Here is a 15,405-nt window from a genome sequence, read left to right as displayed (position 1 = left end):
AGTGATATGAAAAAAATCTTAATAAGTATTATAGTATTGACTTCATTTATGGCAAAATCTCAAGAGCTAACAGTCTATTATAAAGAAAAGCGTAAACCGGCTCAAGTCAAAAAGAAAGAATCTTTTGATTACACTGAGATTGATTCATTTCTAATAGAAGGAATGAAAAAATTTAGGGCAACACATAAACCTGGTGTTGGTAAGGACTCTATCCAACTCTATAATCAAAAATTTAGAGCAGTGTCAGATAGTCTATACGCTATAGTAAAAGAAAAATTGAAAAAGAAAGAAAGGAATAAAGCGCCATTGGCAATTCCATCTTATGATTATATCACTATTTTGAAGGTTAACAAGAAGGAATCGTTATATTACCCGCAAGACAACGTAAGTAATGATACAGTCTCGAGAACTAGTTTCAATAAAAAAGGTAAAGAATTGGTTGATGAACAGATTAATTACAACGATTCAGAAATTATTTATCTAGACATTTCTCAAAAGAAAAAGATAAGCGCTTTAAAAGTACATAAATTTGATTTTAGAGGGAGAAAGTTTTTGATCGATGAAACATTAGAGCCACAGGAATGGGAGTTAACCGAAGAAACCAAGAAAATCGATCAATATCGCTGTTATAAAGCAATACTGAAAAACTCGGATAAAAAAGTAGAAGCTTGGTATACGAATGAAATCAAAGCTCCTTATGGACCAAAAGGATATTACGGGCTTCCTGGTCTAATATTAGAACTAAAAGAAGGTAAAAAGAAAGTCAGCTTCGACAAGGTTTCCTTATTTCCTTCTGAATCAATTATTATAAATCCGCCAACAGAAGGCGAAAAAATTAACAGAGAAGAGTTAGAAGGTTTGGCTCAGAAACTATTTGATCAGTATTAATTAAACCCTTTCAATTGCATTTTCTTCTTTGTTCTTAAATGGTCTTACAATTAATCTAGCGGCTTTGTCGTAGTTGATATAATTGTAGGTCCAATTAAAAAAGGTTACAAAACGATTTCTAAAACCTACTAAAAACCAAAGGTGTATAAACATCCATATAAACCAGGCAAAGAACCCTCCAAAACGAAATTTACCTATATCAACAACGGCTTTATTTCTTCCGATTGTTGCCATAGATCCTTTGTCAAAATAAGAGAAAGGAATCATAGGTTTTCCTTGTAATTTGCGCTTTATGTTTTTTACTAAATGACTTCCTTGTTGTATCGCTGGTTGTGCAACCATAGGATGTCCTTTAGGATACGCTTCTGTTTGCATTAATGCAATATCACCAATAGCAAAAACATCCTCATACCCTTCAATTTGATTAAATTCGTTGACTTTATAACGATTTGCTCTAGGAATAAGAGCATCCGATTTTAACCCTTCTACAGGAGCACCAGTAACACCTGCAGACCAAATGAATGTAGCACTTTGTAATGATAACTCCGTATTGGTAGAAACTACGTTGTTCTCGTAATTGGTTACTTGAGTATTAGTATGAATATGCACTCCCATTTTTTGTAAAAACTTAGAAGCTTTTTCGGAGGCATTCTGACTCATAGGTGGTAACACTCTATCTGCTCCTTCAATAAGATGAATCTCCATTTCGCTAAAATCCATATCAGGATAATCTCTGGGGAGTACGTTTAATTGTAACTCTGCAATTCCACCAGCTAACTCAACACCTGTAGGACCAGCTCCAGCTAGCACAAAGCGAAGCAGTTCCTTTCGTTTTTCTGGATCAGTAGTAATTACAGCTTGTTCCAGATTCTCTAACATCAAACTTCGTAAGTTCAAGGCTTGCGGAAGGTTTTTCATTCGCATGGAGTTTTTTTCGATAGTCTGATTTCCAAAAAAATTGGTACGTGCTCCAGTGGCGATAACCAGATAGTCGTATGTAATGCTGCCAATAGAGGTATGAACTTCTTTATTTCCTGGATCTATAGAGGTAACCTCTGTCATTCTAAAATAGGTGTTCTTACCTCTTTTTACGATTTTTCGTAATGGATAGGCAATAGAATCTGGTTCTAACGATGAGGTTGAAACTTGATATAATAAAGGCTGAAATGTGTGATAATTGTGTCTGTCTAATAGCACGAGTTGTACGTTTTCTTTTACCATTTTTCTGGCTAAAGCTACTCCTGCAAAACCACCTCCGATAATCACTAATCTTGGTAAATTAGTATAAGGAATGTTCATAAATAAAGTGTTGTTCTACAAAGATAAACTGATAATGTCATATAGACTATAGAATATTTATTTTTGTTTATTGCTTCGGTAAAACTGATTGAAAATCAGTTGCTAAAATATTTTTGTTCTAAAAATAGTATCATTAAAAATAAATTTTAGTTCAGAATGTGTAACGTATTTGTTTTATTGTCTACTTATAAGGTGTAACTAACTAAAGTGAAGAAAGAATTAGAACATAGTTTTGTAACCAATCTTGAGCAAAATCAAAATATAGTGCACAAGGTCTGTAGGATATATACCAATGACCCAGAATCGCATAATGATTTGTTTCAGGAAATTACTATCCAGTTATGGAAAGCGTATCCAAAATTTAGAGGTGAATCTAAATTTAGTACCTGGATGTATAGAGTTTCGTTAAATACTGCTATTACACTATATAGAAAGTCAAAACGAAGTATTAAAACTTCTGATTTTGATGCGATGGATTTTAAAATCACCGCAGAAGAGTATGACGATGGAGTGGAGCAGCAATTAAAACTTATGTACGCGGCAGTAAAACAATTAAATGATATCGAGAAGGCGTTAGTTTTCTTGTATCTGGAAGACAAATCATATAAAGAAATTGCAGAGACTATGGGAATCTCTGAAGTAAATGCAAGAGTAAAAATGAATCGAGTGAAGACGAAGTTGAAAAAAATATTAAACCCATAAAGATGGATGAATTAGAATTATTAAAAAAAGACTGGAAAAGCCGAGATTCGGAACTTCCAAAACTATCATATAATGAGATCTATAAGATGATTTTAAAGAAATCATCATCTATAGTTAAGTGGATCTTTTTGATAAGTGTCATAGAGTTTGTTTTATGGTCTTCGATAGACATTATGGTGAGGCTATCTGGTGAGTATGATGATCTTGAGATTTTAGGATTAGAAAACTTTTCAGTGATATCTACGATTTTATCGTATGGAATATTAATCTACTTTATTGTCCGTTTTTATATCAATTATAAAAACATAAAGACTACAGATTCGGCATCGGTGTTGATGAAAAATATCCTGAATACAAGGAAAACTGTAAAACAGTATGTTTGGGTGAATATTAGCTTTTTGTCTTTAACAACGTTGGTCGTTATTATGTACATGACTTTTTATACAGATACGTATGAAGCTCAATCCGCTGATCAGAATATTCCATTATATGTAGTAATCATTACCTCGGTACTGGTGTTAGCAGTTTTCATTGGATTATTAGCATTGCTGTATCGAGTGGTATATGGAATACTAACCAGAAGGCTTAAAAAGAATTATCAAGAACTTCAGAAACTTGAAGTATAAACAAAAAATCCCTGTTCACTTCAGGGATTTTTTTATTTATTTTCATTAAATGCCGAAGGTAAAAGCTGAGGTATAAATTTTACCAATAACGGTAAAAGGAGACTTCCTCCAGGCAATATAAAAATAGCTAATGACGGAATGGTTTTACAAACGTCTAATAGCTGCTGTTTCATTTGTTGTTTTTCTTCCTTAGAAAGGTCTCTTACTGCAGATTGTCCTAATAATATCATTAAATCCTTACTCTCAGAGATTTCTTTTATAAGTCGTTTCTTATTTCTTAGGATAAGAATACTTACAGTTCTTGAAGTCTGTTTGTAAAAATGAAGCGCTGGATTCGAATAATTGAAAAAAGAAATCTCATCTTTATGATCATTTACAAACCTAAGAACAGAATCCAATGATTCCTGAACCCATCTGTTTGATAATGCTAACTCTGCTCCCAAAGCACGCATAAAATCCTGTTCTCCAAGATCAATTTCTTTATCATTCCAAACGGCTAAACTTGTAAGATCAAGAATATAACGTTTCTCTAAGTCATCGGTATAAGTATCTAGATCGACTTGGTCAAAACTTGCATCCTCCTCCGTACTAATCGTGGTATATCGTACCGAAGAAGCGAAAAGTTTTACTAACAATTCATAATAATCATCTTTCTCTATTTTAGAATTTAATGCCAGAAATACAATATTTGTTAAGGTTTCTTCCAGCGACGCTGCATATTCTATTGGGTTGATATCATGAATTAGAAAATGTTCAAAAGCAAGTACATCAATAAAGAGTAATGCATTTGTAAGCAAATGACTAAAGTTCTTTTTAAAAATAGATTCATTCGTTTGGATACGAGTGTTTATAATCTTTTCAAGTTTTTCACTCTTGTTAGAAGTCAATGAATTGATAAAAGAAAAGAAAGACTTTTTCGTATCTAAATATTCATAAAACTCAACTAATGCATTGATACAATCTTTAGAACTTCCATTGTCGATAGTTTCATAATAGGTCACTACCAATGCAGAGAAAAGATTAATTTTTGTTTTCTCTTCTTCCGAGTAGGTTATTTCGGAGTCTAACGATATCGCTAATGAAATGGAAGTGCCATAAATAAAACCAGCTTCTCTCAGTTTTGGATACAATTCATCTAGAGATGATACTGGGAGAGCGTCTAAGTCAAATTCTCTTAAAAACTTATCTATCCAACCAGAAGTTGATGGGTTCATGAGTCTATTGGTTTATGGCAAAGTTAAATTTATTTTTCTTCTAAAGACAAACTCAAAGGATTAGTATATGCAAATTTAATACTTAACTATTTTTTAACACTTTTAGGAAAACCGTCTTCTTCATAAGCTCGTAAGTAAAAGCGTAAACATTTAAAATTAAATAAAAATGAACAAGATTAGAAAAACAAATTTATACATCCTTGGAGGGCTTTTAAGTTTAGGGATTGTTTTAATGGCGGCAGACCACATTGATGCGCCGGCTGTTGTAGGAAGCACAGCAGACATTACGGATCTTTATGCATTTGAAGGGGGCGACCCAGATAATACGGTATTCGTAGCAAATGTTCAAGGATTACTAGCTCCTGGAAGCTCGGCAAGTTTTGACGAAAATGTCTTAGTAGAGATCAATATCGATAATGATGGGGATCTTATAGAGGATTTGGTCATACAAGCAATACCCAGAGATGGTATTATGTACTTTTTTGGACCTTATCAGCCTACTCAAACAGGCCTGAATAGCACAATCAATGAAGATACTCAGTATTTAGGACAAGTAGCCATTAGTACAGGTGCCAATGCTACAACTTCTGAAGCAAATGGTATATCCTATTTCGCTGGTTTAAGAGAAGACCCTTTCTTTTTTGACTCCAATCAGTTTAATGCAATTATTGGTGGAATGGCACCAGGAGGATTTAATAATCCAGGGAATGATGATTTTGATGGTACCAATGTATTATCTATCGTAGTAGAAGTTCCTAATTCACTATTAGGAGGCACCTTCAGCCATCCGGCAGGAACAGGTGTTGAAGTATTTAATACTTGGGCAGAAGCTAAAAGAAAACAATAATCAAAAATTTAATAATACATAATTATGAAACTTAATAATTTTAAAAATATATCAGCAATATTCATATTAACTCTAGGATTTGTTAGTTGCAGCAGCGACGATGACGTTATAGTAATTGATCCACCAGTAGCGGTAGATTTTTCTGGAACATTTTCTCAGGAAGATCAGATGGGAAGACCAGGAATCAATACAGTTTTTAGCGCAACACCAGATATAGAAAACGATTTTAATGTTACTATTCCTTCTCAACAGGGAGCAGCTTTTCAATCCTTATTCGAAACGCAATTGGCCAATCTTCATGGAGCATTTGGTGCTACTTATGAAAACAATATTTTAGGATTAGACATTACAACCCTAACAACAGTTCTTGCTTCTGATGTATTACAAGTTGCTCCAGATGCTCCGACAACATATTTTGATGGAACTAATGTGTTAACTGGTAGAACCTTAACGGATGATGTGATTGACGTTTCTTTAATATTACTTTTCGGAGGTCAAAATGGAGATCGTTTTAACGGACAAGATACTAATGGAGATGGAACTCCAGACTTACCAATCTTGGTAACAGATGGTGTTAGTAATTCCGGAGAAACTCCCTCCAATACTTTCCCGTATTTAGAAGCACCACACGGTTCTTAAGTATTCTAAACAACATAATTTACTGTCAAACTGAGTCTGCCTTTTAGCATAAAAAAGTCAGCCCTCAAATGACTTTGTATACCCTATAATGAAGGGGAAAGTAGACTCAGTATGGGCAGTAATCTTTAATTAACAAAATCAAAAAACAATACATATGAGAATTCTAATAAATATAATGGTCTTTCTTATTAGTGTATTAGTACTATCCTGTGGGAATAAAGAACAACTAATTACTAATTCAGAAGAGTACGCTCAATATCTCAGCGTAACAGAAAACCAAAAATTTAGTGAAGCAAAATTACAACTAGAGTTTTGGAATAAACGAATAAAAAAGGATAGTTTACAACTTACGGCTCTAGGGCCAGTGGCTTCTGCCTATACTCAACTTTTTGAATCTACTGGAGAGATTAAATACCTAAAATTAGCGGAAAAAGCATTAACCAAATCCTCGGCAATAGCTACGATCGGAAAATCAGATCATCTTTTAGCACTTGCTCATAACTATATCTCTCAGCATCGCTTTATCGAAGCTAAGGACGCAGCAATGGGAGCATACTTATTAGGTACGAATACTAAAGCCACGGAAATGGTACTTTTTGATGTGTCTATGGAATTAGGGGAGTATGATAATGCGCACAAATATTTAGAAAAATTTGCAAATCAAAATGATTATAACTTTTTAATTCGCCTGGCAAAATGGAATGATTACAAAGGAAATCTAGATGCTACTATACGAAATATGGAGAAAGCATTGAAAATAGCGCTAAGTAGTAAAAATGATGATTTATTACTTTGGTCATATACCAACTTAGCTGATTATTATGGTCATGCTGGAAGAATTAAGGAATCATACAACTACTATATAAAAGCCTTAGAAATAGATCCGGCAAATGCTTATGCAAAAAAAGGAATCGCCTGGATCACATATTCTTATGAAGATAGACCAGAAGAAGCTTTGAAAATATTAGACGCAATAACGGATACCCATCAAAGTCCAGATTATTTTCTATTAAAAGCAGAAATAGAAGAATACCTTACTAATGAAATAGCCAAAAAGATAAACTTAATCAAGTACAGCAACGCTATAAAAGATAAATCATATGGCGATATGTATAATGTACATACAGCATTATTACTAGCCGAGGAGTATGAAATATTTGATAAAGCACTGGAAATAGCCGATTTGGAAATAGAGAATCGGCCAACTCCACAATCATATGATCTAAAAGCATATATATTACATCTAAAAGGAGAGCATAAAAAAGCACTAAAAATAGCTGAAGAATTTGTTGTCAATAAGACTTTTGAACCTGTCACTAATCTTCATATTGCCCAAATCTATAAGGCAAATAATCTATTAGGAAAAGCAGATCCAATTTTTGAGGATTTAAGTGAAAGCTCTTATGAATTAGGTCCGGTCATGTCCAGTGTAATAACTAACCTATAATTATTTAAAAGGTCTAAATAAAATACCATGCAAAATATTCTAGTAATACTTTCACTGATATTCGGTGTGTACGGCTACGCCCAAAACCAAACCGTAAAAGGAAAAGTTGTTGATACGTTTGATGTTCCACTTGGTGAAGTATATATCTACAGTAATGAAACTAAAAACCATACACATACATTAGAAAACGGAACTTTTATCCTAGGAGATATTAAGGTAGGAGATACATTAACCGCGCGATTGCTAGGTTTTGAAACGAAAAACATCGTTCTGAAAAAAATGGACATTGAAAACGGAATTACACTTGTATTAGAAAATAAAATCTTCCAGTTAGATGAGTTGATTCTAAAACAAGAAATTAATCCTTTACAATTGATTAATAAGTTAGATATGAAAGTTAATCCTGTAAACTCGTCACAGGAACTATTGCAAAAGGTACCAGGTTTGTTTATCGGTCAGCATGCTGGAGGAGGAAAAGCAGAGCAGATTTTTCTAAGAGGTTTTGATGTAGATCATGGAACTGATATTTCAATTTCGGTAGATGGAATACCTGTGAATATGGTATCTCATGCACATGGACAAGGGTATGCAGATTTACATTTTATCATTCCCGAAACAATAGAAAACATACGTTTTGGAAAAGGCTCGTATACAGCAGATCAAGGAAATTTTAATACCGCAGGATATGTCGCTTTTAATACAAGAGACAGTTTTGAGAATAATCAAATTAAAGTAGAAGCAGGTCAATTTAATACATTAAGAACCGTAGGTTTATTCAATTTTTTAGGAGCTTCTAATCAAGGAAGAGGAACAGTAGCACTAGAATATTTAGAAAGTGACGGTCCATTTGATTCTCCTCAAAATTTTAATAGGATTAATTTTGTTGGAAAGTATACAACCCAATTACAGGATACGCAAAAGATTACTTTATCAGCCTCACATTTTACCAGTAGATGGGATGCTTCTGGTCAAATACCCAATAGAGCTGTAGTTCAGGGATTAATCTCACGATTTGGTGCAATAGATGATACCGAAGGAGGTAATACATCCAGAACTAATTTCAATTTTACCTATAACAAGTATATTGGAGATTATAGTTCTTTTAGAACGAATGTGTTTTATTCACTTTATGATTTTGAGCTATATTCTAATTTTACATTCTTTTTAAATGATCCTTTAAACGGAGATCAGATTAGACAAAAGGAGCAAAGAAATTTATTCGGTTTTAATAGTGTTTTTAATACTAAAAAATATTGGGATCAAGTAGAAGCAGTTTTTAATAGTGGAATAGGACTTAGAAATGACTCTGTTAAAGGGAACGAATTATCCAGAACTGTAAATAGAAATGAAACTTTAGAAAACGTAAGTTTAGGAACGGTAAATGAAACCAATGCCTATGCCTTTGTAGATGCAACCATAGACTTTGGGAAATTAAAAATAACACCAGCAGTTCGTCTGGACTATTTTAAATATACGTACGAAGATGCTTTATTAACTCCTTTTCGAATACAATCAGAATCCAAAGCTATCATTGCTCCCAAATTACGGATTGAATATGATCCAATTGATAACTTACAACTGTTTGCCAAGTCTGGAATTGGATTTCATGGTAATGATACCAGAGTAGTAGTCACTCAAAAGGGAGAAGATATTTTACCAAAATCTTATGGAATCGATGCAGGGATTAATTGGAAACCGTTTTCAAAAGTATTTTTAAATACGACATTTTGGTATTTAGGTTTAGAACAAGAGTTTGTCTATGTAGGTGATGAAGGTATTGTAGAACCAAGTGGGGAAACGAGAAGGTTTGGGATAGATTTCAGTGGACGATATCAGGTTAATGATTGGTTGTTTTTAGATACAGATCTTACTTATACTCATGCCAGAAGTGTAGATGCGTCCGATGGAGAGGATTATATTCCGTTAGCACCAAAGGTTACAGCGGCAGGAGGAATTAGTATAGAAAATTTTAATAATTTCTCCGGAAGTCTACGATACCGTTATTTAGGAGATCGTCCTGCCACCGAAACGAATAGTATTGTTGCAGAGGGATATACAGTTATCGATATGTCTTTAAATTATCGATGGAAACAGTTTGACTTCTCCGTTAGTCTCGAAAACTTATTGGATACAGAGTGGAATGAAACGCAATTTGCTACCGAATCTAGACTTGCAAACGAAAGTGAAGCCGTAGAAGAAATTCATTTCACACCAGGAACTCCTTTTTTTGCAAAAGCAGGTATAACCTACAGATTTTAGAAATTAATAGTAATTAGAAAAACAGGAATAAGTAAGTTAATTGGTTTTGTTTTTTGATGTTGTTAGAAGAAGCTTGTTTGTTGAGGTACAAACAGGCTTTTTATTAATGAAGTGTTTTAAACTTTTTTGATTTAAGTGAAAAATAGCAGTTTTGTGATCAGATGAAGTAATTTTTTAGTTGCATAGCAGCACTACGGAATTCAAAAATTGCGGAATATGGGTGCAAAAAAGCATTTTTTTAGCAAATTGAAAAAGTTTAAACCACTTCAATATATACAGAAATAATATTTCACCGAAAACGGGTATTCTAAAATAATTTCTGTTGTATATCTTTGGTTACCATATGTAATACGCTAATCAATGATTAATTCAAAGTGCTTTTTATTCGGTTTTATCTTTTTTTGTGTCATTTCTTTTTCTTGTAATTCTTCAAAAACATCCAAAGTAGAAGATACAAGGCCATATTTTGAAGGGGAAATTAAATTATCCGAAGCCAGAGGATTGTATGGTGCTTTAACCAAGGTAAATACCACCTACTATATTTCAGAAAATCGAATAAAGAGAGAACAAAGATGGGGAGGAGTCTATAGTGTTCTAGATAATTATGCGGGTATTATTATCGATATGGAAAAGGATAGCGTAACGATGTATTATGCGGATAAGTTTAGTAAGGTGAAAAATAAGCATACACTTAGTATTAAAAAGTATAAAACGTATTTAGAAACCAAAACAATTCCTAACGGTATTCCATCTCCAGTAGACCATACATTCGAGCTTCTACCAGAGTATAAACTAATACATCATGTTAAAGATTCTACGGTAATCCATGGCTTTACTTCAGATTTTTCCAGATATCATGATAATTCTGATTTTTTAAAACAGGATATTTTTGATTCCAAAGAAATAAAAGTGAAAAGGGAATTTTTAGAACTGATTTTTATAAATCTTCCTAAAGAAATTAATTTTCCACTGGTATCAGAATCAAAGCTTACATTTTCTGAGATCAGTAACGATTCCATAATCAAAGGGAAACAAACTAGAGCTTTAGATCAATTTGCCAGGAAATTACTACGTAAAAAAGACTCAACTATTAACAAAGAAAGTGATTTAGAAAAACTAGCTAGCAATAAATGGTTGAATCTTGGTCTTAAAATATTGAAAAAAGGAGTGGATCTTAATATTCACGTAACTACCGAGGTTTCTGAGTTTTCTGCCAGAGAACTTTTAGATATCGATATATCTTTGCCTTTAGGAGATTTTACAAATGTTTTAGAATTTGATGATTTTCTAGAGGATCTTCCAACTGGTGGTGGAGGAGATTTCGATGATTAAGTAGATTTTTTTATTTAAGAAGCTACCGTTCCCAAGGTGTATAATTGCTCTAGCGTAGGAGATTCACTTCCACCTTCAGGTTCTAAAGTAATACCAAAAGCTTCAGATTCATTGGCGTTTTTTAGAGAGAATATTTTGTTTTCATCTTCCGTAAACGTATCTAAAATTCCTAAACTTGTTGGAGTAAGAGGATTAAGTTGTAAAGACCATACTTGGTAAACCTTTCCTGGAGGAGGTGTAGGCAATCCAGCTACATCGATATATGCAGTTTGTTTGTCTTTGTCCCAATAAACTGTAGCATAGGCATTAGGATCCACTTTTTGAGCTTCTAAAGGAATCTGTAATATATCTTTATTTCTAAGGACACTTAATAATGATTTTGTATTGGATAAATCACTTTCTATAACATTCAGTTTTCCTTCTAATACGTTTTGTTCTATCTGGGATTGTACAACTTGCTGTCGTAATTCTTTATTCTTCGCAAATTGAATAAACAATCCAACTAATAGTGCAATAGAGGCTGCCCATCCTAGGTATGCTGTCCATTTGGTTCTTTTAGCATGTATAGGAATAGTCTTTACATCAGTGTCTCTAGAACTTAATTTGTTTTTAATCGAATTGAAAACCGTTTCCGGATTATAAGGAGCAGTAGTCGCAGAAAGTTGTAGTAGCGATTTTTCAATTGCTCTTACTTCTTCTTCGATTTCAGGATATTCCTTTAGAGCCTTATATACTTCAGCGTTTTCTTTTTCAGAAAGTGCTCCATATACGTAAAGCTCTAAAATTCCAGACGATATGTATTTTTCAATATCCATTTTTATTCTGCTAAGACTTCTCTTAATTTATTAATACAAATTCTGTTCCGAGTTTTAATCGTTCCAATTGGAATGTCTAATTCCTCTGAAGCCTCCTTTTGTGTATATCCCTTAAAAAATAGTAAGTCAATGACTTTTCTACAAATTGGTTCAAGTATATCAATATACTTTTTAATACCAATTGCATCCATTTTATTAGAAAAATTACTTTTTTGTTCTAATATATCTACGAAATTATCAGCGGTTTGGTTTTGCTTAGCGTTTTTAAAAGCAGTAGATCTTGTTTTATCAATGGCAGCATTTCTTGCAATGTTTAGTATCCAAGTAAAAAATCGACCTTTCTTCTCTGAATAGGAACTTGAATTATTCCATATTTTTATGAATACATCCTGTAATACTTCTTCTGCAAGAGTTTCATCTTTTAGAATGGTATATATAATTCCAAAAACATTTTCAGAATACATTTCGTAAATACGTTCAAAAGCCTTTTCGTTCTTTTGTTGTAATTGCAAAATTAATTCGTTAGGCTGCATAAAGATGAAATCGTGTAGTACGAATGTACTGTTTTTCTATAAAAAACAAAAGAGTCTAGTAGAGAAGACTATTAGACCCTTTTTATATATTATTTTGTAGTTAATTTATTTGATAATTCCTCCACAACTCACTCTGCTTCCAGCAGCGCCAGAAGGTTGCGATTTAAAATCATCAATACCCTGATGTACAATAATTGCTTTTCCGACAATATCTTTTTTATCATCTCCACAACCGATACACCATTCGTTAGTAGCAAATGTAATTGCACCTTTTCCATCAGCAGTAGCATTGAAATTACCAATATCTCCTTTGTGATATCCTTCGATTGCTCCCCATTTTCCATGAGGTTCCATGGTAGGGTTCCAGTGCCCTCCCGTAGACTTTCCGTCATCTGATGAACAATCTGCTTTTTCATGGATATGGATAGCATGCTCTCCTTCTGCTAGTCCATTTAAATAGGCTACCATGGTAACTACACCACTATCTTCGGTAAAAGTTATATTTCCAGATACTTTACTGTCACTCTTTGGAGATAAGGAAATCGCTAATGTTTTTACATTTTGAATTTCTTCTTTTTCCTCGTTAGTTTCCTTCGAAATTTCTTCATTTACCTGTTTGTCATATGCTTTTCCTTCTTTCTTTTCACCATTGCAACTAACAAGAATGATGGATAAAAAGGCAATTATCGCAAAACTGAGCGTTTTCATATTTCATGGGGTTCTTTCGTTAAGTGCTACCTAAGATAGGGTTGTTTTCGCTTATAGCAAAGGATTTAAGAGGTTTTTACGTTTTGTTATATAGAAATTGTACTTAATTGTGTGATGCTAATTCCTGTATTATTGTCCGCAGCGAGTCTATATTGATACAAACCTGTCTCTCCGATAGCAATTAAAAGATCTCCAGAAATAATCACGTCAAAAGCTTGTTTATTTACAGAAGTAACCAAATTAGATTCTGCAGGATTCGAGATGTCGAACACTTTGATTTCGTCATCACAAACTATTAAGAAATCCTGATATAATCCTAACCCTCTTGGGAAAGTCAAATTTCTGGAACTTACCAATATAGGTTCTGTTACCGTTGTAATATCATATATTTCTAAAAGGTTTATATTGTTACCACAAAAGGTGTCTGAGTGTAAGGTAACGTAGGCATGCGTGTCATTTGCAATAACAGGATCACAGGCTGTAAAATGTGCTACTTCAGATAATTTTTGAGGAAATTCTGGATTAGTCAATCTATAGATAAACATTCCGTTTCTAGAACCTATGTACAAGTAATTCTTGTAACTAAAAAGAGTTTCGATATCAAAACCAATAGGGATAGTATTTACCTGGACAGGATCTTTTATATCGGTAATATTAAATACAGTGAGGTCGGTGTTATCCACGGTATATAGATAATCTCCTACTAGCGTAAAAGTAGCTAATGATCCTCCCTGACCGTCGGAAGAAATAGGAGCTGAAGTATCAGAAGAATCAGAATCGCAACTAAATATTATAAAGGAAGTGAGAATCATATAGATATATTTTTTCATAATGTTTTCTTTTAATTGATTAGAGTCCAACCTACAACGACGTTATCCGTGGGAATATCAAATGGTAAAAATCCATCTGGTGAGCGTAATTCTGGAAATACATTGACTACTCGTTTTGTGAGCGTAATTCCATTTGCAGTATCATATTCTACTGCGATGAGGTCAGTAGCTTGATTGATATAAATCATGTTATCCCTAATCGCCAAATCCGTAGATCCTGGAGCTTCTAAAAATTTGATGGGAGTTGGAGAAGATGGATCACTATTATCATACACATGAAAACCTTTATGTACTTCATTGATAAAAAGTAGATCATCTTTTATATAGATTTTTCCAGAAGTAGTAATAGAGATTGGGTCTTTTAATGAAACCGAATTTTCAAAATCATTTCGATTTATTAAAATTGGTTCATATTGTGATCCCATTATGATAAAATCATCATCATTGTCTTCGCAGTCCGTAAAAAAAGGACAGCAGCTTTGCAGTAAAATAAGGAAGGTCCCTAATAGAAGTAATTTCGTTTTTTTCATCTTTTGATTGTTTGCTTAAAAGATGAAATGATTTAAAAAAGGTTGCGTATAGGTTTTCTAGTTTGGTGAATTTTCAAATGGTATTCCTTTGGAATCTCTACTTTTTTGAGGTGTTTTTATAAGATTATAATTTCTTGATTATTTGTTTTTTATCTCGGATTCCGAGTTTTATGTTTTCAGTGATAATAAGTGATTTATCTATTCTGGTTTGGGAGTTTTTGTATTGCAATACATAGTAAATAAGACTTCTTTTCATTCCATCAGTAAAAGATTCAAAAACTTCAGAAGCTTCAGGGTCACTTTGCAATACAGCTTCTAATTCTTCGGGCATTTCTACACCATATTTAGAAGTGTCTTCTAATAATTGTACTTCAAAATAATCATTTGGAAAGACGTTTACTACTTTTTGATTTTTTTTACTAAACATGAAATAATACTGATCCTTTCGTTTTAATAATGCTGCATGAAATTTAATGGAAAATTCCCCAAAACTTATTTTTACAATAACTCTTTTATGATTTTGAAGAATGAAAGGTGTCACAATATCTTTTGGGATCAATACAGTATGCGTAGATAGTAGGGTAGTTTCGAAAATGGTACTTTTCATTGATGCTATTTAGATGTTTAATAAGTTATGATGTCTTTTTACTTTTTAAGGTGGTAAAACCATGGTTAAAGTATTCAAAAATATATAAATATTTGAGTGTAAAGATTTAGTATCAGAATAAGTTGTTTA

Annotated in this window: 14 protein-coding genes and 1 pseudogene; 7 read left to right on the top strand and 8 right to left on the bottom strand. The window is 33.0% G+C overall.

Translation table 11 applies throughout. The features are described 5' to 3' along the window. Positions 1-6: 6 nt before the first annotated feature. A complete protein-coding gene (locus tag Q1A73_RS17085) occupies positions 7-888 on the top strand; it encodes a GLPGLI family protein (protein ID WP_299607800.1) in 882 nt (293 codons plus the stop codon). Here the strand turns inward: Q1A73_RS17085 and Q1A73_RS17080 are convergent, their stop codons facing one another. Next, positions 889-2,187 (bottom strand): NAD(P)/FAD-dependent oxidoreductase, encoded by a 1,299-nt coding sequence (locus Q1A73_RS17080; RefSeq protein ID WP_299607798.1) that lies wholly within the window; start codon positions 2,185-2,187, stop codon positions 889-891. It lies immediately after the preceding gene. Positions 2,188-2,394: 207 nt separating this feature from the next. Between Q1A73_RS17080 and Q1A73_RS17075 the strand changes: the two genes are divergently transcribed. After that, entirely contained in the window at positions 2,395-2,889 is a 495-nt protein-coding gene (locus Q1A73_RS17075; protein ID WP_219008303.1) for an RNA polymerase sigma factor, read from the top strand. Between the two features lie 2 nt (positions 2,890-2,891). Next, a complete protein-coding gene (locus tag Q1A73_RS17070; RefSeq protein WP_299607793.1) occupies positions 2,892-3,515 on the top strand; it encodes a hypothetical protein in 624 nt (207 codons plus the stop codon). A 32-nt stretch (positions 3,516-3,547) separates the two neighbouring features. Here Q1A73_RS17070 and Q1A73_RS17065 read toward each other — a convergent pair whose 3' ends face one another. Further along, positions 3,548-4,729, bottom strand: a complete 1,182-nt coding sequence (locus tag Q1A73_RS17065) for an LETM1-related biofilm-associated protein (RefSeq protein WP_299607790.1) — start codon at positions 4,727-4,729, stop codon at positions 3,548-3,550. A gap of 175 nt (positions 4,730-4,904) precedes the next feature. On the opposite strand from Q1A73_RS17065, the pseudogene Q1A73_RS17060 reads away from it, so the two are divergent. The 4 genes and pseudogenes from Q1A73_RS17060 to Q1A73_RS17045 all read left to right on the top strand — a co-directional run bounded on the left by Q1A73_RS17060 (position 4,905) and on the right by Q1A73_RS17045 (position 11,253). Beyond that, positions 4,905-6,215, top strand: a pseudogene (locus Q1A73_RS17060) (DUF4331 family protein). Positions 6,216-6,369: 154 nt separating this feature from the next. Then, positions 6,370-7,662 carry a tetratricopeptide repeat protein gene (locus Q1A73_RS17055; RefSeq protein ID WP_299607787.1) on the top strand — a complete coding sequence of 431 codons (1,293 nt, stop codon included), beginning with the start codon at positions 6,370-6,372 and terminating at the stop codon, positions 7,660-7,662. A gap of 27 nt (positions 7,663-7,689) precedes the next feature. After that, positions 7,690-9,921, top strand: a complete 2,232-nt coding sequence (locus tag Q1A73_RS17050; RefSeq protein WP_299607784.1) for a TonB-dependent receptor plug domain-containing protein — start codon at positions 7,690-7,692, stop codon at positions 9,919-9,921. A 360-nt stretch (positions 9,922-10,281) separates the two neighbouring features. Beyond that, positions 10,282-11,253 carry a hypothetical protein gene (locus Q1A73_RS17045; RefSeq protein WP_299607782.1) on the top strand — a complete coding sequence of 324 codons (972 nt, stop codon included), beginning with the start codon at positions 10,282-10,284 and terminating at the stop codon, positions 11,251-11,253. A 14-nt stretch (positions 11,254-11,267) separates the two neighbouring features. Here Q1A73_RS17045 and Q1A73_RS17040 read toward each other — a convergent pair whose 3' ends face one another. The 6 genes from Q1A73_RS17040 to Q1A73_RS17015 all read right to left on the bottom strand — a co-directional run bounded on the left by Q1A73_RS17040 (position 11,268) and on the right by Q1A73_RS17015 (position 15,276). Next, positions 11,268-12,068 carry an anti-sigma factor gene (locus tag Q1A73_RS17040; RefSeq protein WP_299607780.1) on the bottom strand — a complete coding sequence of 267 codons (801 nt, stop codon included), beginning with the start codon at positions 12,066-12,068 and terminating at the stop codon, positions 11,268-11,270. A gap of 2 nt (positions 12,069-12,070) precedes the next feature. Beyond that, on the bottom strand, positions 12,071-12,601 hold the full coding sequence (locus Q1A73_RS17035; protein WP_299607777.1) for a sigma-70 family RNA polymerase sigma factor: 531 nt from the start codon (positions 12,599-12,601) through the stop codon (positions 12,071-12,073). 105 nt (positions 12,602-12,706) lie between these two features. Further along, on the bottom strand, positions 12,707-13,309 hold the full coding sequence (locus tag Q1A73_RS17030) for a superoxide dismutase family protein (RefSeq protein ID WP_299607774.1): 603 nt from the start codon (positions 13,307-13,309) through the stop codon (positions 12,707-12,709). Positions 13,310-13,395: 86 nt separating this feature from the next. Next, complete coding sequence (locus Q1A73_RS17025) at positions 13,396-14,139, bottom strand: hypothetical protein (RefSeq protein WP_299607771.1); 744 nt, start codon at positions 14,137-14,139, stop codon at positions 13,396-13,398. A gap of 11 nt (positions 14,140-14,150) precedes the next feature. Next, the gene (locus Q1A73_RS17020; protein WP_299607768.1) at positions 14,151-14,669 is read right to left on the bottom strand and encodes a hypothetical protein; all 519 of its coding nucleotides are present in this window, start codon (positions 14,667-14,669) and stop codon (positions 14,151-14,153) included. A 124-nt stretch (positions 14,670-14,793) separates the two neighbouring features. Next, the gene (locus Q1A73_RS17015; RefSeq protein WP_299607765.1) at positions 14,794-15,276 is read right to left on the bottom strand and encodes a YdeI/OmpD-associated family protein; all 483 of its coding nucleotides are present in this window, start codon (positions 15,274-15,276) and stop codon (positions 14,794-14,796) included. Positions 15,277-15,405: the final 129 nt, after the last annotated feature.

Origin of the sequence: uncultured Aquimarina sp. (genome assembly GCF_947492115.1) — a bacterium.
In the GTDB taxonomy this organism is placed as follows: Bacteria; Bacteroidota; Bacteroidia; order Flavobacteriales; family Flavobacteriaceae; genus Aquimarina.
Note: the sequence above shows the minus strand (reverse complement) of the source record. Positions and strands in the feature narration are given on the sequence as shown.

Coding starts and splice junctions, on each gene's coding strand:
- Q1A73_RS17080 (WP_299607798.1), bottom strand. CDS start 2,187: ATGAACATTCCTTATACTAATTTACCAAGATTAGTGATTATCGGAGGT.
- Q1A73_RS17070 (WP_299607793.1), top strand. CDS start 2,892: ATGGATGAATTAGAATTATTAAAAAAAGACTGGAAAAGCCGAGATTCG.
- Q1A73_RS17020 (WP_299607768.1), bottom strand. CDS start 14,669: ATGAAAAAAACGAAATTACTTCTATTAGGGACCTTCCTTATTTTACTG.
- Q1A73_RS17065 (WP_299607790.1), bottom strand. CDS start 4,729: ATGAACCCATCAACTTCTGGTTGGATAGATAAGTTTTTAAGAGAATTT.
- Q1A73_RS17035 (WP_299607777.1), bottom strand. CDS start 12,601: ATGCAGCCTAACGAATTAATTTTGCAATTACAACAAAAGAACGAAAAG.
- Q1A73_RS17030 (WP_299607774.1), bottom strand. CDS start 13,309: ATGAAAACGCTCAGTTTTGCGATAATTGCCTTTTTATCCATCATTCTT.
- Q1A73_RS17055 (WP_299607787.1), top strand. CDS start 6,370: ATGAGAATTCTAATAAATATAATGGTCTTTCTTATTAGTGTATTAGTA.
- Q1A73_RS17045 (WP_299607782.1), top strand. CDS start 10,282: ATGATTAATTCAAAGTGCTTTTTATTCGGTTTTATCTTTTTTTGTGTC.
- Q1A73_RS17015 (WP_299607765.1), bottom strand. CDS start 15,276: ATGAAAAGTACCATTTTCGAAACTACCCTACTATCTACGCATACTGTA.
- Q1A73_RS17040 (WP_299607780.1), bottom strand. CDS start 12,068: ATGGATATTGAAAAATACATATCGTCTGGAATTTTAGAGCTTTACGTA.
- Q1A73_RS17085 (WP_299607800.1), top strand. CDS start 7: ATGAAAAAAATCTTAATAAGTATTATAGTATTGACTTCATTTATGGCA.
- Q1A73_RS17050 (WP_299607784.1), top strand. CDS start 7,690: ATGCAAAATATTCTAGTAATACTTTCACTGATATTCGGTGTGTACGGC.
- Q1A73_RS17025 (WP_299607771.1), bottom strand. CDS start 14,139: ATGAAAAAATATATCTATATGATTCTCACTTCCTTTATAATATTTAGT.